This is a genomic window from Bacillus massiliglaciei (assembly GCF_900098925.1).
GTDB lineage: Bacteria > Bacillota > Bacilli > Bacillales > DSM-1321 > Peribacillus > Peribacillus massiliglaciei.
Genome location: NZ_LT622356.1, coordinates 55,560 through 74,666, shown reverse-complemented (window position 1 = coordinate 74,666; position 19,107 = coordinate 55,560). Strand labels below are relative to the sequence as shown.

General features: G+C 47.9%; 19 protein-coding genes. 13 read left to right on the top strand and 6 right to left on the bottom strand.

What is annotated here, in order from left to right:
- Positions 1-114: 114 nt before the first annotated feature.
- Together BQ4305_RS04495 and BQ4305_RS21285 are read right to left on the bottom strand one after the other, a co-directional pair.
- On the bottom strand, positions 115-531 hold the full coding sequence (locus BQ4305_RS04495) for a GNAT family N-acetyltransferase (RefSeq protein WP_199880558.1): 417 nt from the start codon (positions 529-531) through the stop codon (positions 115-117).
- 82 nt (positions 532-613) lie between these two features.
- Positions 614-763 (bottom strand): hypothetical protein, encoded by a 150-nt coding sequence (locus BQ4305_RS21285; RefSeq protein ID WP_199880557.1) that lies wholly within the window; start codon positions 761-763, stop codon positions 614-616.
- 216 nt (positions 764-979) lie between these two features.
- On the opposite strand from BQ4305_RS21285, the gene glcD reads away from it, so the two are divergent.
- From glcD to BQ4305_RS04465, 6 genes are all read left to right on the top strand, one after another.
- Entirely contained in the window at positions 980-2,392 is a 1,413-nt protein-coding gene (gene glcD, locus BQ4305_RS04490; RefSeq protein WP_110926664.1) for a glycolate oxidase subunit GlcD, read from the top strand.
- The gene (locus BQ4305_RS04485) at positions 2,389-3,759 is read left to right on the top strand and encodes a (Fe-S)-binding protein (protein WP_110926663.1); all 1,371 of its coding nucleotides are present in this window, start codon (positions 2,389-2,391) and stop codon (positions 3,757-3,759) included. The genes glcD and BQ4305_RS04485 overlap by 4 nt, the downstream gene beginning before the upstream one ends.
- A 185-nt stretch (positions 3,760-3,944) precedes the next feature.
- Entirely contained in the window at positions 3,945-4,967 is a 1,023-nt protein-coding gene (locus tag BQ4305_RS04480; RefSeq protein ID WP_110926662.1) for an amidohydrolase family protein, read from the top strand.
- Positions 4,968-4,987: 20 nt separating this feature from the next.
- Positions 4,988-5,701 (top strand): iron-sulfur cluster assembly protein, encoded by a 714-nt coding sequence (locus BQ4305_RS04475; protein WP_110926661.1) that lies wholly within the window; start codon positions 4,988-4,990, stop codon positions 5,699-5,701.
- 27 nt (positions 5,702-5,728) lie between these two features.
- Positions 5,729-6,301 (top strand): DJ-1/PfpI family protein, encoded by a 573-nt coding sequence (locus BQ4305_RS04470; protein WP_110926660.1) that lies wholly within the window; start codon positions 5,729-5,731, stop codon positions 6,299-6,301.
- Positions 6,302-6,375: 74 nt separating this feature from the next.
- Positions 6,376-7,557: a CdaR family transcriptional regulator gene (locus BQ4305_RS04465; RefSeq protein WP_110926659.1), complete on the top strand. Its 1,182-nt coding sequence runs from the start codon at positions 6,376-6,378 to the stop codon at positions 7,555-7,557.
- A gap of 41 nt (positions 7,558-7,598) precedes the next feature.
- On the opposite strand, the gene BQ4305_RS04460 is transcribed toward BQ4305_RS04465, so the two are convergent.
- Complete coding sequence (locus BQ4305_RS04460; RefSeq protein ID WP_110926658.1) at positions 7,599-8,702, bottom strand: 5-methyltetrahydropteroyltriglutamate--homocysteine S-methyltransferase; 1,104 nt, start codon at positions 8,700-8,702, stop codon at positions 7,599-7,601.
- 408 nt (positions 8,703-9,110) lie between these two features.
- Here BQ4305_RS04460 and rpmG point away from each other — a divergent pair, with 408 nt between their 5' ends.
- Genes rpmG through BQ4305_RS04445 form a run of 3 tightly spaced genes read left to right on the top strand, consistent with a single transcriptional unit; the run spans position 9,111 to position 9,944 of the window.
- Entirely contained in the window at positions 9,111-9,260 is a 150-nt protein-coding gene (rpmG, locus tag BQ4305_RS04455; RefSeq protein ID WP_110926657.1) for a 50S ribosomal protein L33, read from the top strand.
- 50 nt (positions 9,261-9,310) lie between these two features.
- The gene (gene rpsN, locus BQ4305_RS04450) at positions 9,311-9,580 is read left to right on the top strand and encodes a 30S ribosomal protein S14 (protein ID WP_110926656.1); all 270 of its coding nucleotides are present in this window, start codon (positions 9,311-9,313) and stop codon (positions 9,578-9,580) included.
- A 19-nt stretch (positions 9,581-9,599) separates the two neighbouring features.
- The gene (locus tag BQ4305_RS04445) at positions 9,600-9,944 is read left to right on the top strand and encodes a hypothetical protein (RefSeq protein WP_110926655.1); all 345 of its coding nucleotides are present in this window, start codon (positions 9,600-9,602) and stop codon (positions 9,942-9,944) included.
- A 199-nt stretch (positions 9,945-10,143) separates the two neighbouring features.
- On the opposite strand, the gene BQ4305_RS04440 is transcribed toward BQ4305_RS04445, so the two are convergent.
- The 3 genes from BQ4305_RS04440 to BQ4305_RS04430 form a co-directional block, all read right to left on the bottom strand.
- Positions 10,144-10,977 carry a TIGR03943 family putative permease subunit gene (locus BQ4305_RS04440; RefSeq protein WP_110926654.1) on the bottom strand — a complete coding sequence of 278 codons (834 nt, stop codon included), beginning with the start codon at positions 10,975-10,977 and terminating at the stop codon, positions 10,144-10,146.
- Between the two features lie 17 nt (positions 10,978-10,994).
- A complete protein-coding gene (locus tag BQ4305_RS04435; protein WP_110926653.1) occupies positions 10,995-11,855 on the bottom strand; it encodes a permease in 861 nt (286 codons plus the stop codon).
- Between the two features lie 196 nt (positions 11,856-12,051).
- Positions 12,052-12,915, bottom strand: coding sequence for a replication protein (locus BQ4305_RS04430; protein ID WP_199880556.1), 864 nt, complete (start codon positions 12,913-12,915; stop codon positions 12,052-12,054).
- Between the two features lie 282 nt (positions 12,916-13,197).
- Here BQ4305_RS04430 and gabT point away from each other — a divergent pair, with 282 nt between their 5' ends.
- The 4 genes from gabT (at position 13,198) to BQ4305_RS04410 (ending at position 18,853) form a co-directional block, all read left to right on the top strand.
- Positions 13,198-14,556, top strand: coding sequence for a 4-aminobutyrate--2-oxoglutarate transaminase (gene gabT, locus BQ4305_RS04425; protein ID WP_110926651.1), 1,359 nt, complete (start codon positions 13,198-13,200; stop codon positions 14,554-14,556).
- Positions 14,557-14,642: 86 nt separating this feature from the next.
- Positions 14,643-15,992, top strand: coding sequence for a sigma-54 interaction domain-containing protein (locus BQ4305_RS04420; protein ID WP_110926650.1), 1,350 nt, complete (start codon positions 14,643-14,645; stop codon positions 15,990-15,992).
- 13 nt (positions 15,993-16,005) lie between these two features.
- On the top strand, positions 16,006-17,454 hold the full coding sequence (locus BQ4305_RS04415; protein WP_407640134.1) for an APC family permease: 1,449 nt from the start codon (positions 16,006-16,008) through the stop codon (positions 17,452-17,454).
- Positions 17,444-18,853 (top strand): NAD-dependent succinate-semialdehyde dehydrogenase, encoded by a 1,410-nt coding sequence (locus tag BQ4305_RS04410; protein WP_324611565.1) that lies wholly within the window; start codon positions 17,444-17,446, stop codon positions 18,851-18,853. The genes BQ4305_RS04415 and BQ4305_RS04410 overlap by 11 nt, the downstream gene beginning before the upstream one ends.
- Positions 18,854-19,107: the final 254 nt, after the last annotated feature.

Sequence of the window (19,107 nt, the reverse complement as noted above, 5' to 3'; positions counted from 1 at the left end):
TATGGGCAGGCTCCGCCCTTAAGTCTTCCTATTCGAGCGTTTTCGATGAGTCCGGAGCAATCATCACCGGACATTCCACTGCTTTTTCATATTTAAAGAGCAGCAGCTTAGGTGTCAGCGCAGTCTCTTTTTCTTGGTAAAGCCGGATTTTTCATAAAAATGATGGTTCCGAAAACTTAAAGAAGGCGTATACAGCGACCATCGCTGGGCATCCGGAAATTGGTTCTTAAGGAATTCCATCGCAGCGGTACCTGCGCCTTTATTTTGATAGGACGGGGCAATAAACAGTTTATCGATGTGTCTATGCTCCTGATGGCCTCTTACATCAATCGCGCCAATAATCGTTTCGCCGTCTAAAATCGTGAAATGATGATAGGTATGGATGTTTTCTTCCAGCTTCTCAGGCGTTTCACAAGCTGGGCTGGTTTCAAAGTCTTCATATTTTTCCAGGTCTTCCTGAAACGCTGCCTGCTGTATGGCCAGCAGCGCTGTGATGTCTTCCAGTGTGGATGTTCTAAAAATGAATGGCATCTTTATCCTCCGGTATTTATCTTCTGTTTTAGTTAAGGTGCATCCCCTCTTATATTTTTCAATAAAGAAATGAACAAAGAATTTACGGACGGCCAAAATGGCGGAAAACATAACGTAAGAAACCATCTCTGCCATTGGGGGTTTTCCCTCCAAATTGGATGATCAGCAAGATAATGATGGCAAGCCATACATATTGAAGGGATTCTTGCATTGCGATTTCAATGGCATGCACTTCTGTTTTCCATAATTATACTGATGATTCAGGAAATCTACAATTCTTCTTTTGGATGTTTATTCAGTTTCTGGGGACTTCTTCTTTGTATATTCATCCAATAAAAGGGCATTTTCCAGTTCTTTTTTTAAACATTCATCCATAGTTTTCGAGAATGAACTCTACTACAATGAAGGCAAGATGAAGAAGATAACTCGATGGATGGGATGTGGAGCGATGATTGCGAATGAACTGAAAGAAAGCTTGATGCAACTAGTCGGAAGAGAGAATGTGGAGGATTCGAAAGTGAGCTGCTACGCCTATTCCTATGACGCGACCCCGCAGTTCCAGGCGATGCCGGACGCGGTCGTATCACCGCGGAGCACAGAGGAAGTCGCTGAAGTGCTGAAACTTTGCAGTGAGCATCAGGTACCGATTGTCCCAAGAGGATCGGGAACAAACCTGAGCGCGGGCACGTGTCCGGTCCAGGGCGGGATTGTCCTGCTGTTTAAGCATATGAATAAAATCGTGGAGATCGATGAAGAGAATTTAACGGTAACGGTGCAGCCTGGACTTGTCACGCAGGATTTGATCCAGGCAGTCGAGATGAGGGGGCTTTTTTATCCGCCTGATCCTGGTTCTATGAAAATATCGACCATCGGCGGCAATATCAGCGAGAATTCCGGCGGTCTTAGGGGATTGAAGTATGGGGTGACCCGTGACTATGTGCTGGGCCTGACGGTCGTTATGGCCAATGGAGATATCATCCGCACCGGCGGCAAGCTTGCGAAGGACGTGGCCGGATATGATTTGACGAGGCTGATGGTCGGATCGGAAGGAACGCTCGGTGTTGTGACAGAGGCGATTCTGAAGCTCATTCCTAAGCCAAAGATGAAGATGACGGCATTGGCGCTTTATCAGGACTTGGAGGAGGCCGCCCGTTCGGTATCCCGGATCATTAAAAATCAGATTATTCCGTCAACATTGGAGTTCTTGGATCAGCCGACACTGCGGGTTGTCGAGGATTATGCCCAGATCGGCCTGCCGACGGATGTGGCAGCCGTGCTGTTGATTGAACAGGACGGGGAGGCGGAACAGGTCAAGCGGGACATGGAGAGCATCAATGCGATCTGCCTTGAGAACGGGGCCCTTTCCATGGAAGTCGCCCAGTCAGCCCAGGAGGCCGAGGCGCTGACGGCTGCAAGGAGAACGGCTCTGTCGGCATTGGCGCGGCTGAAGCCGACGACCATTTTGGAGGATGCGACCGTGCCCCGTTCGGAAATTGCGACGATGGTTGTGGCCATTAATGAAATCGCCCAAAAGTACAAGCTTTCCATCTGTACGTTTGGCCATGCGGGTGACGGCAATCTCCATCCGACCTGTCCGACCGATGCGCGGAATAAAGAGGAGATTGAGCGGGTGGAACAGGCCTTTGAGGAGATTTTTAAAAAGGCAGTCGAGCTTGGCGGCACCATTACCGGCGAGCATGGGGTCGGCGCGATGAAGGCTCCGTATCTGGAGATGAAAATGGGAAAAGAAGGCGTTCTTGTGATGAAACAGATTAAGCAGGCCCTGGATCCGCATAATCTTTTAAATCCGGGGAAAATCTTTGCCGGCGATGTCCGGAAACGGGTGGTGGTGACTTCATGACGAGTGTTGAAGAGCGGAAAAGCATTGAGCAATCGTTTCAGGAACGGATGGATCAGGATCAGCTGCTTAACTGCATGAAATGCGGCTTTTGTCTGCCGAGCTGTCCTACCTATCTTGAATCGGGTTATCAGGAAGCCCATTCCCCTCGGGGCCGGATCGCCTTGATGAAGGGAGTCGTCGACGGGGTCATCGAGCCGGATGAAGAAGTGGAGCGGAGTCTGGAGCTTTGTTTGGGATGCCGGGCGTGCGAGCCGGTCTGTCCTTCGGGCGTCACATACGGCCATTTGCTGGAGGAGGCAAGGGACATCATCAATCAGAACAAGAAGGCGCCGCTTCCGGCCAGGATGATGAAGCGCGCTGTGTTTAAGGGGATGTTCCCGCATCCAAAGCGGATGAGGACCATGGTCGGCCTGCTTCATATGTACCAGAATACGGGCCTGAAAACGGCCGTAAATAAAATGGGGGTCATGAAGCTCTTCCCGGAATCTCTTGCGGCGATGGAAAAAATCCTGCCGCAGGTGCCTTCGCTGAAGGAGATGAAGAACCGTCCGCGGGAACTGGAGAGCAAGCAGGAAACGAAAGCGAAAGCCGCCTTTTTTTCAGGCTGCCTCATGGATACGATGTTCCTGCCGACCAATCAGGCGACGACAGAACTGCTCCAGCTGGCAGGCTGCGAGATTGTCATCCCAAAACAGCAGACATGCTGCGGCGCCCTGCACGGACACAGCGGCGAGAAGGATCTGGCCAAGGATTTGGCCAAGCGGAACATTGCGGCCTTCGAACAGACCGGAGCCGATTATATTATCACGAATGCCGGGGGCTGCGGCGCTTATTTAATCGACTACGGCTACTTATTGAAGGAGGAGCCGGAATGGAAGGAGCGGGCAGAAGCTTTCGTCGGAAAGATCAAAGATATCAGCGAAATCCTCGTAGAGCTGGAGTTTCATGAACAGCCGCTTTCGCTTGATTCCCAGACGGTCACTTACCAGGATTCCTGCCACCTCCGGAATGTCATGAAGGTGGGAAGCGAGCCGCGGCGCCTTCTTCAGGCCATCGAGGGGATTGAATTCCGAGAGATGAAGGACAGTGACCGCTGCTGCGGATCCGCCGGCATCTATAATATCGTGGAAAGCGACATGTCAATGCAGATTCTTGACAGGAAGATGGAACAGGCGAAAGCGGCCGAAGCGGCAACGATTGTAACCGGAAATCCGGGCTGCCTGCTTCAGATGAAGCTGGGCATTGAGCGGGAGGGGCTTACGGGGCAGGTACGGGCTGTACATCTGGCCGATTTGCTTTTGGAAGCACACAAGAATGGAAAAAATAGTAAAAAGGAATCTGTTTCGGTAAACCGCACTCTAGTATAATAATAGACAACTAGAGTGCAGTGCTTTGGGTGAACATCCAAAATTTTACATCAATTGGACATCCATTTTTAGAGAAACACACCTATTAAACCAATTCCCTGTATCTTATAATCTACTTGAATAAGCAGAGTATACAGTCACCTATTTGGAGAAAATGACAGCGTTTTCAATAAAGGAGGATGAACATGTATAAGACGAAGGACGGGGAAGAGATTTTTATCATTGATGCGCATATTGCCTTATGGGACGGGAGCAAGGAAAATCAGCTGAATATTCACGGGGAGCAGTTCATAAGCTGTTTTTATGATTACCATACCAATTTGAGCCCGAAAGAGTATCTGTGGGATAAGGATGAATTCGTCAAGTATTCTCCCGAGCGGTTGGTGAGGGATGTCATTGAAAACGGCTATGCCGATATGGCGATTTTCCAGCCGGTGTATTTACGGGAGTTTTATCGAAACGGATTCGGGGATTTCGAAGCTAATGACCGGATGGCCAAACAGTATCCGGGACGGTTCATCTGCAATGGAACATTTGATCCAAGGCATGGCGAGCGGGGGCTGGAGAGGCTCGAGGAAATGCATGAGCGCTATAAGTGGCAGGGAATCAAGCTTTATACAGCTGACTGGCACGGCGATTCCAAAGGGTACAAGCTGTCTGATGACTCAGCCAAACGCTACCTGGAGAAATGCCAGCAGCTCGGAATTAAGAATATTCATGTGCATAAAGGACCGACCGTTACCCCGCTGAACCGGGATGCCTTCGATGTAGCGGATGTGGATGATGCGGCAAGCTGTTTCCCGGAATTGAACTTCATCGTAGAGCATGTCGGCCTGCCGCGCCTGGAGGATTTTTGCTGGATTGCCACACAGGAAAAGAATGTGTATGCAGGACTGGCTGTAGCAAATGCCCTGATCCATACGCGGCCGCGCTACTTTGCTGAAATCATCGGCGAGCTCCTGTACTGGCTTGATGAAGACCGAATCCTATTCGGAAGCGACTATGCCATTTGGGAGCCGAAATGGCTGATTGAAAAATTCATGGAATTTGAGCTGCCAAAAGACATTGAGGAAGAAATGGGCGTCACCCTCAGCCTGCCGGTCAAAAAGAAAATCATGGCTGAAAACGCCGCAAGGCTTTATAACGTGGATCTGGAGGCCATGAAGCGCAAGTTTCATTCCGATTCAGCCTCAGCTCCGATCATGTAAAAACAGGAGGTGGATAGTCCTTGAACAAGATTGAAGAAGTCAATGCACAGCTGGAGAAGGTATATGATCCGGAACTGGATCAGTCTTTGCCGGAACTGGGGTTCATTGAAGGGATCGTCATTTCAAAAGGAAAAGTCAAGGTGATATTCCGTCTGCCTACGTATTGGTGTTCCCCGAATTTCGCTTATATTATGGCGGAGGATATCCAGGCTGCGATTACGGAGCTGGATTGGGTGCAGGAAGTGGAAGTGAACCTGATCGATCACTGCGCTTCCGAAGAAATCAATAAGGGCGCCAATGCCGGTGTGAGTTTCAGTGAGTCTTTTAAAAAACTTACCGACGGCAATCTGGGCGAGCTGAGAAAGACATTCAATATTAAGGCTTATTATGCCAGGCAGGAAAAGCTGATGCGCTATCTGATGAAAACCGGCATGACCCGGCGCCGCATTATTGAGTTGACAGTAAATCAGCTGGAGGCAATGACACTGGACGCAGAAGGCAGGGAAGTGAGGGAACGCTATCTGGAGAAAAAAGAGCGGCTGAACCATACAAGCGGCATCGCCGTCACCACTCCCGAGGACAAGCCTCTCAGTGAGGAGGAGTTCATGGATTACCTTCACGGGGCTAAGCGGACCAGGATGAACATGGAATTTAACGCCTACTATTGCAGGGGGCTCCTTGAAGCAAGGTACGGGCTTGAGCCAAAGAACAGCAATACTGTGCCATTGGCATAAAAAAATAAATGGAAATGGGGTATCGGAATGAGTAAAAAGGTATTGATTGTAACCGGTGATGCAGTCGAGGCGTTGGAAGTCTTCTATCCGTATTACCGCTGTATCGAAGAAGAAATCGAGTGTACCATTGCTTCGCCTGTGAAAAAGAAGCTGCAGACCGTTGTGCATGATTTTCTTCCGGAAATGGACACGTTCACGGAAAAATGGGGATATAAAATCGAAGCGCATGCCGCCGTCGATGATATCAATCCGGCAGACTTTGACGGCCTGATCATCCCGGGAGGACGGGCCCCGGAATACATCCGGATGAATCAAAAGATCCGGGATATCACCGCCCATTTTCTGAAAGAAGACAAACCGCTTGGCGTCATCTGCCATGGCCAGCTTGTTCTGACGACGGTACGTGAGCACATCCAGGGCAGAGAAATGACCGCCTATTCCGCCTGCCGGCCAGAAGTGGAAGCGGCGGGTGCTACCTATGTAGAAAAGATGCTCCATGTCGACGGCAATATCGTTTCAGGGCATGCATGGCCGGATCTGCCGGGCTTCATGAAGGAATTTTTCAAGCTGCTGAATGTGAAAAAGGAAGCAGCAGTTTAATAAAAAGGGGCAGGGCTTATGCACATGGATGCATAGGTCCTGTTTTCGATCACCCGGAGAGGAGGGGAGCATCATTGAACTTACTGCCGGAATTAGCAGGGAAAATCGTCCAGGAAGTCTGCCAGGTGCTGAAGGAAGACCTCATTGTCGTCGATCAGCATTCCATGATTATCGCCTCGACCCAGGAAGATCGGATCGGCACCTATCATGAGGGCGCAAATCGGGTGCTGGACACAAAGAAAAGGCTTCATATCGATGAAACAATGGTACATACATTGAAAGGTGTCAGGGAAGGAATCAATATGCCGGTCATGCTCGGAACGTCGATTGTCGGGGTGATTGGGATTACCGGCAGACCCAAAACGGTCGAGCCTTATGCCGAGGTCATCCGGAAAATGACCGAGCTGATCATCCGGGAAGCCTATATGACTGAACAGCTGGAATGGAAGATGAGATCGCTTGAGTCCTATTGCTATGAATGGGTGAATGAAAAAGCCATCGATGAGGAATTCATTGAGCGGGGGAGACTGCTTGGCATCCCGATGGATCATCGGCATGTCTGCTGTATGCTCCAGCTGGATATCAGCCATGTGCAGGAAAGTGAGGCCAACTGGATTCAAAAGGATATGTTCGAATTGTTCGCCAGGCATTTTTCCTCGGATCACACGTTTATTGTCCGCTGGGGGCAGGGGAAGTACCTGATTGTCAAAAGTTTTGAAACGAGCTTCAGCCGAAAGGAATTCGAGATTCAATTGAAGGAAATCCAGCAAAATTACCTGTTCCGCTATAACATGAAGGTGTTTGCGGGAATCGGCAGGGCGGCCCAATCGAATGTGATTCAGCCATCCTTTACTGAAGCCAAGAAGGCGCTGAAAATTGCGGAAAAACGGCAGGAAGCCGTGTTCTATGAAGACCTGATGCTTGATGTGATTTTAGAAGAAATCCCTTCTCAAATCCAGGAGGAGTTCATGAAGCGGACGCTGTGCACCTTGCTGGAATCACATGACTTATTGGAAACGCTCCAGACCTTCCTTGAGCAGAACCTTTCGATTAAAGACACGGCGAAAGCGATGCATCTGCACATTAACTCGCTTCATTACCGCCTGAAGCAAATTAAGGAGCTGACAGGCATTGATCCGAGAAAGACAGAAGGGATTGCCTTTTTTTATCTGGCAGTCCACTTTTATCATAACCAAAAACATGTGAGCGGGGAAAAGGGGGAGTATTCCGTCCGGACTCTCACCAGGCAAAAATAAAATCCCCGCCGTACAGGACAGCGGGGGTTTTTTATAAGTTCTTATTTCCACACAGACTCAGCAATGCTGACGACATGGCGGACTTTGTTCCATTGGTCTTCCTCTGTGATAAGGTTGCCTTCCTCGGTGGAGGCGAAGCCGCATTGAGGGCTCAGGCAAAGCTGATCCAGGCTGACATATTCGCTTGCTTCACGAATTCTTTCCCGGATGCGCTCAGGGTCCTCAAGGTCAGCGAACTTGGATGTGACAAGCCCGAGAACGATTTGTAAATCATCGCGGTTCACATGCTTCAATGGTTCGAACCCGCCGGAACGCTCATCATCAAATTCAAGAAACAGCCCGTCCACATTCAATTGGCCGAAAATGACTTCTGAAACATTGTCATATCCGCCCCTTGATGTAAAGGTTGACTGGAAGTTTCCTCGGCAGATATGCATTGTGATGACCATATCCTCCGGCTTGTACTTGATTGACTCATTAATCGCTCTTGCTGACAGCTGGGCCAATTCATCCGGATCTTCTCCGCGGGCCTTGATCTTGTCCAGGCTTTCCTGTGAAAAGAATTGCGCCCACGACGTATCATCCAGCTGCAGGTAGCGGCATCCCGCTTCATAGAAAGCCTGAATTGCTTTTTGATAAGCGGCTGTTAGGTCATGGAATAATTCTTCCTTATCTTCATAAACGCCTTCTTCAAATTTTGCCCGGTATAACAGCATGTTCGGACTTGGAATCGGGTATTTGGCCACATGGTCACCGGCGATGCTTTGAAGGAATTTGAAATCTTCAATCACCGGATGGTCCTTGAAATCAATCTTTCCGGTCACCTTAATGCCGTCAGCCTTCGTTTCTACGCCATTGAACTTGATGCCCGATTCTGCTTGGTACATCTCCACGCCGACAAGGTCAGACAGAAAGTCGAAATGCCACCATGACCGTCTGAATTCGCCATCCGTCACAGCCTGCAGTCCGGCCTCTTTTTGTTTTTCGACAAGCTTCCGGATTTCTTCATCCTCTATGGCACGCAGCTGTTCTGCTGTTATTGTGCCCGCCTTTTTCTGCGCACGTGCTTCCTTAAGCGCTTTGGGGCGTAAAAAACTTCCGACATGATCTGCACGGAAAGGTCCTGTAGTTACAATCGTTGTCATATGCTGTACACTCCTCTTCATCGATATTACACCTATTATATCGGAAATAGGACATAATACGAGATAAATTATTAAAAAATTCATATTATTGAAGAAAAAAGTTTTAGTGCGTAAGGGTTGCAAATAAGAATGATTTCGATTTATAATAGTGGGCGAGCAGTTTTATAGTCAGGCAGCTATCTGACTTAAATCAGAATCATTTCGTTTTATTGATGAGTCATATGGATGTGTACAAAGGATTGGAGCGGAAGGTGCGAGACTCCTGCGGAATTAGCGGGCCGGGTGAGACCCCGGAGGTGCCTGCGCCGAGAAGGCTCACCGCACGTTCCGCGAAAAGCGGGCATCCTGCAGCGGAAATCGGTTTTAACATGAATATAATCAAGCTCGAGATAAAAGGAGGAAAAGAAGATGAGAGTGAAAATTACACTGGCATGCACGGAAACAGGGGACCGGAATTACATTACAACGAAAAACAAACGAACAAACCCGGACCGTATTGAACTGATGAAATATTGCCCGCGGCTGAAAAAGCGCACTTTGCACAGGGAAACAAAATAATTCATTTACACGTTAAATCGTAATCAATTCGATTAAGGAGGAACAGGAACATGGCAAAAAAGTCGAAAGTCGTGAAAGAAAAGAAACGGGAGCAAATGGTTGCCAAATATGCGGAACTTCGAAGAGAGCTGAAGGAAAAAGGAGATTATGAAGCACTTCGAAAACTTCCGAGGGATTCATCGCCAACCCGGCTGAAAAACCGCTGTGAAGTAACCGGAAGACCAAGAGGCTATTTGCGTAAATTCAAAATGTCCCGGATTGCCTTCAGGGAATATGCCCATAAAGGACAAGTGCCTGGAGTAAAAAAAGCTAGCTGGTAAGCTGTCAGGGAGGTGCCGTATGAATCCAATCTTACTTGAATTTATGCTTCGAAGCGCGGTTGAGGGCCTGCCGCCTCAAATGAGGGAAATCTACCAGTTCATCGAAAGAAAGGAAAATCAGCTGGAGGAAATCGCAGCCGACCCGCAGCACTTCATGCGGCTGATGCAGGAAGATTCACCTTACAGGGCGGCTGCCGTCCATTTTGGCCTTGAACTGGCCGACATTCAAAAAGTGATGGATGAGGCACAGACGGAAATCGAACGGTCCATCAGAGAAAGGGAAAGCAGAATGAAATGGGTGGACTGTTCGGATATTCATCAGGGAGAAGACACCGGCCACCGTGCCTATCTCTTTATGTGCTGATTCTGGTATAAACCGAAAAAAGTAAGGGCCGATAAGGTCCTTGCTTTTTTTATTGCAGATGGTTTCTCTCTGCATTGGCCGGTCTGCATTAACAAAAGCCCTTCGTAAGCTGGTTCCGAATGATTCGGAGGGTTATGTATGTTTCGGAACCCCCTTTTGAATCATATAAAAAAGTAAGGAGACGTAAGCCCCTTACTTTTTAATATTGCCGATATACATATGGATCATCCGGTTCGCTCGTCTTTTCATAGGAAGTGACTTTGAGCAGCGGAATCGTTTTTTTGAACGGCTGGTAATAGACCGTTTCCAGCTCGCCGGTTACCGTAAACCATTCATCGTTGGCGGGCTTGGCTTCTTTCGGCCAATCAATCAGCATCCCGAAGGCTCCTGAATCGGCGACACAGTGAATGATTCCGAACCGGAACAGGAAGGACTGATTTTTCGCCAGGTCATCGGAATGATAGGAAAACCCGGTTAAGGTGACCTTTTTGCCGGTAAATTCCCCTGGGTAGTAATAGATCGTTTCCAGATCTGTCAGGTAATTGTCGTCCTTCAGCTGAAGCTCCTTCTTCTTATCCAAGCCTTTAAGCGATTTATCGATCATGTTCAGATAGGCTTCCTTATCATAATAAAGGCTTGTGTCAGGCTGAAGGAACTGCGTCTGGCTGTATTCATCCTGTTCGTCATAGACCGGGAAATGGAATCCTTTCTTATCGACGATATTGGAATCCATCGTGGCCACGGGAAGGAACAGGCCTGTAAAGATCGGAATCAAAAATAAAACCTGGGTGGAGAATTTATTCCAGCCCTTGTTGTCATGGGAATGGTCATGGCCGCAATGGCAATCTTCTTCCTCATGGCCGTCGCCTTTGATATACAGATAAAACTGGATGATCGTAAAGACAGCCAGAATGTAGATGGCGATCTTGGACACATACGCATATTCCATATTGATGTATTTTGAAATATTTCCGGAGGCGTGCAGATGCATAAACAAAAATGTGAGCCCGATTAAAATAACTAAACGAATCATGTAAAGCACCTCCCTTTTTAAGAAATGAATAATAAGGTCAGAATCAGAACGGCAAGGAAAATATAAAGCATCAGGAAGAAGACAAATTTCTTCTTGAAGGTTCCAAGCATCATGATGGTATTTTTAATATCAAACATCGCTCCAAATACAAGGAATGCGGTCAGTGATGAAATGGAGAACGTACTCCGGAAAGAACTGGCCACAAAGGCATCTGCCTGAGAGCAAAGCGACATCACATAGGACAGCCCCATCATCACGATATGGCCCGATACATTTCCCTGTCCGATTTCAAGCAGCAGGGACGTTTTTAAGAACGTCTGAATGCCGGCTGCCAATAAAGCACCGATAATTAAATATTTCCCCACAGAAAAGAATTCTTCAATGGAATGCTTCAGCGTACCTGAAATTTTTTGCTTGAAGGTCTGCGGGTGGTCATGGTCATGATCATGGACGATCTTTTCAGGGCGCAGCTGCGATGTTTTGAATTGCAGGGAGATGATCCAGGCAATCAAAAGAACGGTCAGCAAAGCCGTTCCGCCGCGGTAGAGTACCATGCTCCAGCTGTTTCCAAAGGCGATATAGGTTGAAAACAGCACGATTGGATTCAGAATGGGAGCGGATAGCATGAAGGCCATTGCAGCCGGAAGCGGCACGCCCTTTGCAATCAGGCGCCGGGTAATCGGGATAATTCCGCACTCACATGCCAGAAAGAAAACCCCGGCTCCGATGGCGGATAAAACAGCCAGGAAGGGGTTCTTCGGAATGATTCTCGCCAGCATTTCTTCTGATATGAACATTTGTATGATACCGGATATAAGGACTCCCACTAAAATAAAAGGGAGAGATTCGATTAAAAGGCTGATAAATATCGTGTTCATTTGCAGCAAACTTTGATAGCTGATGATAAACACCTCCTAATTCACTGATTCATCTATAGTAGGATTGGCACGGCTGGAAGTCAATTTTTTATTACTGGAACGACTGGAAATCCAATCGAAATGATTGGCGGCACAGGGAGGAATCTTGTAGAATTTCCCCGGAAATATCCGCCCTTCCTTTTTGTCGAAAATCTCTTTACGTCGCCTTCATCATTCTCCAGGCCTCCAGCTGGTTTAGGATGGCTTCCCGCCGCTCCGCAATAGACCGATGGGCAGACTTCTCCATAGGAGGATGAGGGGTTTCCCTCGTTTTCATCCAATCCGGAACAGGCTCCTGTCTCATGATTCTTTTCTGAGGGGAGAGGGCATTTTGGACAGATTTCCGCAAATATTTGTCAAAGCAGAGAATTTGTCCCGCTTTGCGGCTGATATCCTGAAGGATTTTCCGGAAGACAGGGAGGGAAAGCCGGTGGCTGAAGTCGTGAAAGACTGACTGAATCGTCTCCGTCCAATCGTTCTTCAGTCCGTACGGAAAGGTTTCCTGGATCAGAAGCTGGATGCTCTCGGAAGCAGGCTTAGCGTCATTGGCCTCTCTTGATTCGATTGGATATCTGTCCGTTGTTTCTGAAGTACTTTCTGAAGTGCTTTCTGGTAATGCTGGTGTCAAAGGACTGTCACCAGGCAGTTCTTCTGAACCGTCCGATGGCTCAGCCTGACCGGACGGGAAGCTGTCTGTGCTGTCCTCGTGCAGCTTTTCATAATTAATCGTATACCATTTCGTTTTGTCGAGCTTCAGCCGGTTGTAATTGGCTGACAGCAAATACCCGTTCTTCTCCAGTCCCCGGATCGTCCGTTTGATCGTTTCCGCCGATAGAAAGGGAAGCTGCTCATGCCAGCCTTGATAGGTGTTATACACCCATGTCCTGCCGTCGATATGGTGCTTGCTTCTCTCAAGCCAATAGTGGATTGCCTGCAGGATGATCGCTTCCTTCAGGCCTAGCTTTGCTGCAAGCTGCGGATAAACAATGATCATTTTATTTTCATGGACAAGATTCTTCATTCCAATATTCCCCCTTGGCGGCTGATGAATTTTACAGTCATCATCAGCTTTTTCTTCCATAATCCAAACTCAGCCAGGAAAAGTAGCATCCATCGGTTCGATTTCTTTTTCAGGACAGGGGAAATAGACCAGTGGCTAATATTCGTTTTAGACTTATGTGAGTCTTAAATGACTTAACAGGCCGCTTGTTTCTGTGCAAATTTCCTGTTTTTCAGACATTTCAAGTTGGCACGTTTTTTGCATTGATATAGTAACAAACCAACCTGAAAGGAAGAGACGAATATGACAGATCAGTTTGCAAACATAACCACCCCATTACCAGGAAGCCAGTCTGAAAAATTGCTGGAAAGAAGAAATAACATTGTGCCAAAGGGAGTCAGCTATGGAATCCCGGCATTTGTCGATACAGCAAAAGGCGCGCTGGTGCGTGACGTGGACGGAAATACATTTATTGATTTTGTAGGGGCGATCGGCACGATTAATGTCGGCCACGGCCATCCTAAAGTAAAACAGGCGATACATGACCAGACGGAGCGATATATCCATACCGGATTCAATGTGGTGATGTATGAGCCATATATCGAATTGGCGGAAAAGCTGGCAGCGATTGCGCCGGGCAGCCATGATAAGAAAGTGATGTTTTTAAACAGCGGTGCCGAAGCGGTGGAAAATGCCGTAAAAATTGCCCGCAAGTATACAAAGCGCCCCGGGGTCATTTCCTTTAACCGCGGCTTCCATGGCCGGACGCTGATGACAATGACGATGACGAGCAAAGTGAAACCTTATAAATATGAATTCGGCCCATTTGCGCCGGAGGTTTATAAAGCGCCGTATCCATATGCGTATCGCAGGCCGATACAGGTATCGGAAACCGAGTATGAGGATCTGATTATTCAAGAGTTCCGCGACTGCTTTGTGAATGATGTAGCCCCCGAAACGATTGCGGCGGTCGTCATGGAGCCGGTACAGGGCGAAGGCGGGTTCATTGTGCCGTCGAAGCGATTTGTTCAGGCTGTTTACGAAGAATGTCAAAAGCATGGAATCCTGTTTGTTTCTGATGAAATCCAGGCGGGCTTTGGCCGGACAGGCAAATATTTCGGCATTGAGCATTTTGATGTCGTTCCAGACTTAATTACGGTTTCTAAATCGCTCGGAGCGGGCGTGCCAATCAGCGGTGTAATCGGACGAAGCGAAGTGATGGATGCGGCTTCTCCGGGTGAATTGGGCGGCACATATGCGGGAAGCCCGCTTGGATGTGCGGCAGCGCTTGCGGTTCTGGACATAATTGAGGAAGAAAAATTAAATGAGCGTGCTGAGAAGCTGGGCCGTATCGTAATGGACCGCTTCCGTCAGCTTCAGACCAAGTACTCTTTTATCGGAGATGTACGCGGACTCGGTTCGATGTGTGCGATGGAGCTTGTGAAAGACCTGGAAACGAAGGAGCCGAATAAAGCCTTAACGAACCAAATCATTCATGAGGCCAATCAGCGCGGATTGCTTCTTTTGAGTGCGGGTGCCTATGGAAATGTTCTGCGGATCTTAATGCCGCTTGTAATTACGGAGGATCAATTAGAAGAAGGCCTTGATATTATTGAAGCATCCATTAAAGAGGCAATTGGCGGAGCGATTCCGGCCGTTTAATTTTTCAAAATATGGAACCCCCTCCTAAGAGACAGAAATTTCTGATATAATTCATTCAAGTGAATCTGTCTGGAGGGAGGTTTTCTATGAATCTGTCACTCGGTTCTGTGGAAGAAGAATTGCTGGATATTTTTGAATCATCATTTGACGAAATCATTTTGACTGATGCAGAAGGAATCGTCCTTCTTGTGAATTCGGCATGTGAGCGGAACTATGGAATGCCATCCGGTCATTTAGTTGGGAAGCATGTGAAGGATTTAGAGAGAATGGGAATTTTTTATCCGTCGGCAACACTGCAGGTGATCGAAAAAAAGACGCCGATCGAATTGTTTCAGACAACGAATGCAGGACGCACTCTCCATGTGCGTACGCAGCCCGTGTTTAATAAGGCCGGGGAATTAAAAAGCGTCATCAGCTATTCCCGCGACTTAACGGAGCTGAGCCGTCTGCGTAATAAAATAGAAGAAATGGAAGATCAGTTGGCTTCCTATAAAAAAGAGTTTCATGAGCCTGTCGAAGTAGAAGGATTGATATCGAAAAGTGAAAAGATGGAGCATGTACTCTCAACCATCAGAAAGGTGGCTAAGGTGGATACGACGGTCCTGCTGCTGGGTGAAACCGGTGTAGGCAAAAGCAAAATCGTCCGGGCCATTCATGCCCTAAGCCATCGGAAAGAGCAAGTATTAAATGAAATAAACTGCGCAGCCCTGCCCGACCAGCTGATCGAGTCGGAACTGTTTGGGTACGAAGCCGGCGCTTTTACGGGTGCCTCCCGGACGGGAAGAAAGGGCTTAATTGAACTTTCCAATCACGGGACGCTGTTTCTGGATGAAGTGGGTGAGCTTTCGCTGCAGGCGCAGAGCAAGCTGCTTCATGTATTGCAGGAAAAGCAGATCAGGCCTCTTGGAGGGAAAAAACCAATTTCCCTGAATCTCCGCATTATTGCCGCAACAAATAAAAACCTGGAGCAGATGGTGGAGGAAGGTACTTTTCGCCGCGACCTATATTATCGGCTGAATGTTGTTCCCATCTTTATTCCGCCTTTGCGTGAACGAAAAGAGGATATCGCTCCTCTTGTCTATCATTTTCTCGATCATTTTAACAAAACCTATGGCCGGAATGTCCGGTTTTCTCCAAAAGTCCTGCAAAGCTTCATCGATTTTGAGTGGAAAGGCAATATCCGTGAGCTTGGCAATATGGTTGAGCGTCTTGTTGTCACCAATGAAAGGTCAGTCATGGAAAGTGAGCTGCCGTCAGAAATGCAGCATGGGAGTCTTGGAAAAGAAGGACGCACGCTGCCTGAAGTGCTGGAAGAAGTGGAAAAATCGATGATCAGAAAGGCATATGATCAATACGGCTCTTCTTATAAAGCAGCTGAAGCTCTTGGCATAAGCCAATCATCGGCAATACGGAAAATAAAAAAGTATCTGGATTGAAGGGATGAAGCGGATGAATCATGAGATGGAAAATAAGAAGTTCAAAAAAGTCCTGTCAAAAGTAGATGTACTGTTTTTATCGATTGGGGCCATGCTTGGCTGGGGCTGGGTTGTCCTTTCCGGAAACTGGATTGACTCGGCGGGATCGATGGGGGCACTGGTTGCCTTTGTCATCGGAGGATTGCTGGTTACCTTTGTCGGCCTGACGTATGCGGAACTCGCCTCGGCGATGCCGAATGTGGGAGGGGAACATCATTACATAGAACGCGCTATGGGAAGAAAAGCAGCCTTTATCGGTTCCTGGGCCATCACACTCGGGTATGTATCGGTTGTGACCTTTGAGGCGGTTGCTCTCCCGACCGTCATGGACTATATCATTCCGGATTATCAAACGGGGTATTTGTGGACCATCAGCGGCTGGGATGTTTATCTGACATGGGTGCTGATCGGTTCTGGCGGAGCGGTCTTGCTGACGGCGCTCAATTATTTTGGATTAAAGCCCGCAGCCTTCATGCAGGGCGTGCTGACGATATTCATTGTCGGGATTGGCCTGTTCCTTGTGTTCGGCTCATCGATCAACGGAGATGCCCAGAATCTTCAGCCGTTCTTTAACGGAGGGGCCGGAGGGGTTATGGCCGTGCTTATCATGGTGCCTTTCCTGTTTGTCGGGTTCGATGTCATTCCGCAGGTGGCGGAGGAAGCGAACATGCCGCCAAGGGAAATCGGCAAGATTCTGATTTTTTCTGTTGCCTGTGCCGTGATCTTTTATCTGGCCATCGCTTTTGGGGTTTCCATGGCTTTAGGCCATGAAGCATTATCGGCTTCTGAATTGGCAACGGCTGATGCGATGGCTGCTGTCTTTGGATCTAAAATTTTCGCAAATATCTTAATATTCGGAGGAGTCTGCGGCATTGTGACGAGCTGGAATGCCTTCATCATTGGCGGAAGCCGCATCATTTATGCCATGGCTGACTCTGGTATGCTGCCAAAATGGTTCAGCTATTTGCATCCGAAATATAAAACCCCTTCGCATGCCATTCTTTTCCTCGGTGCACTTGCAGTTTTGGCGCCGCTGTTAGGACGGCCTGCGCTTGTATGGATTGTGGATGCAGGGGGACTTGGCATTGTGGTGGCGTACTTTCTTGTCGCATTATCTTTCATTCTTTTACGTAAAAAAGAGCCCAATATGGCCCGCCCGTTCAAGGCAGGAAAGCAAAATGCGATTGGCTGGATTGCGCTTGTTTTAAGCCTTGGGTTCATTACGCTGTATATGCCCGGAATGCCGGCAGCCCTGGTTTGGCCGTATGAGTGGATCATGGTAGGCATATGGATGTTAATTGGCGCGTATTTCTATTATCATATGAATAAAGGAAAATATGAGTCACATATAGAAGAAAAACAAGTGCCAGTACAAAATGCAAAGGGAGTGCTCGAAGATGAAACAATGGAAAATGTACGTTGACGGCGAATGGATCGATACACCGGAAAAAATTGAAGTCGTGAATCCAGCAACAAATGAAGTATTTGCAACGGTCCCTAACGGCGGTGCGGCAGAAGCGGAAAAAGCCGTTGATGCAGCGTATGAAGCGTTCAAAACATGGTCTGTTTTAACAGCTGCAGAACGCGGAGCCTATTTGATGAGATGGCATGAGCTTATTGATCAGGCAAAAGAAGAAATCGGAGAGCTTATGACAACAGAACAGGGAAAACCGCTGAAAGAGGCAATTGGCGAAGTGAATTATGCCAACAGCTTCATCTCCTGGTATGCTGAGGAAGGAAAGCGTGTCTACGGGGAAACGATTCCTGCATCTGCAAAAAATAAACGAATCCTTGTTCAGAAGCAGCCAGTTGGGGTTATGGCTGCCATCACGCCATGGAACTTCCCGGCAGCGATGATTACAAGAAAAGTGGCCCCTGCTTTGGCAGCGGGATGTACAGCAGTCATCAAGCCGGCAGAGCTTACACCGCTGACAGCGTTTAGATTGGTGGAACTGGCAGAGGAGGCAGGCATTCCGAAGGGTGTCATTAATATCGTTACAGGAGACGCCAAATCAATTGGGGAAACATGGATGAAGGACGGCCGTGTCCGGAAGATTTCCTTTACCGGATCAACGCCAGTCGGCAAACTGCTGATGCGCCAAGCGGCAGATACCGTGAAAAAGGTTTCTCTTGAACTTGGAGGACATGCACCATTTATCGTGACGGCCAATGCGGATATTGAAAAAGCGGCTCAAGGCTTAATTGCTTCTAAATACCGCAATGCCGGCCAAACCTGTGTATGCGCCAACCGCGTATATGTCCATGAAACGGTGAAAGATGCCTTTGTTGATGCATTTACGAAAGCGGTCGCTGAATTTAAAGTCGGCAACGGTTTGGAAGAAGGCGTGGATATCGGGCCGCTGATCGATGACCGTGCCGTGAAGAAAGTGTCTAATCAATTGGAAGACGCTGAGAAAAAAGGCGCAAGAATCGCAATCGGCGGAGGCAAGCTCGATCATCTGAACGGATTCTTTGTGGAACCGACCGTTCTTGTCGATGTGACAGACGATATGCTCTGCATGAATGAAGAAACATTTGGCCCGCTTGCTCCAATCGCTACATACCAGACAACGGAAGAAGTGATTGAGCGCGCCAATAACTCTCCATATGGATTGGCAGCCTATGTATTCAGTGAAAACATCAGTGAAGCCGTTCAAATTTCCGAAGGACTTGAATACGGAATTGTCGGATTGAATGACGGACTTCCATCCGTGGCACAGGCGCCATTCGGCGGTTTCAAAGAAAGCGGACTCGGACGCGAAGGAAGCCACCTGGGCATTGACGAGTACTTAGAAGTGAAATTTATTTCAATCGGACTGTAATTCTCTTTGTAAGAAAGTGACTAAACAATAAGTGTGGAACCAATAAAAGTTAGATGTTTTATTTAGTTAGGCAATCGAGGGCATGAACCTGGAAATCATACGGGGTCATGCCTTTTATTTTTTCATTAATTTGATGGAGATTATAATGGTGGGTATATTATCCTAATTCTGTTGGGGATGCTCCATACTGTCAAACTTCTGTAAATAAAGCAATTCAGATTTTATTAAGCCAAAGAGGTTTTTTATGCCAGCCT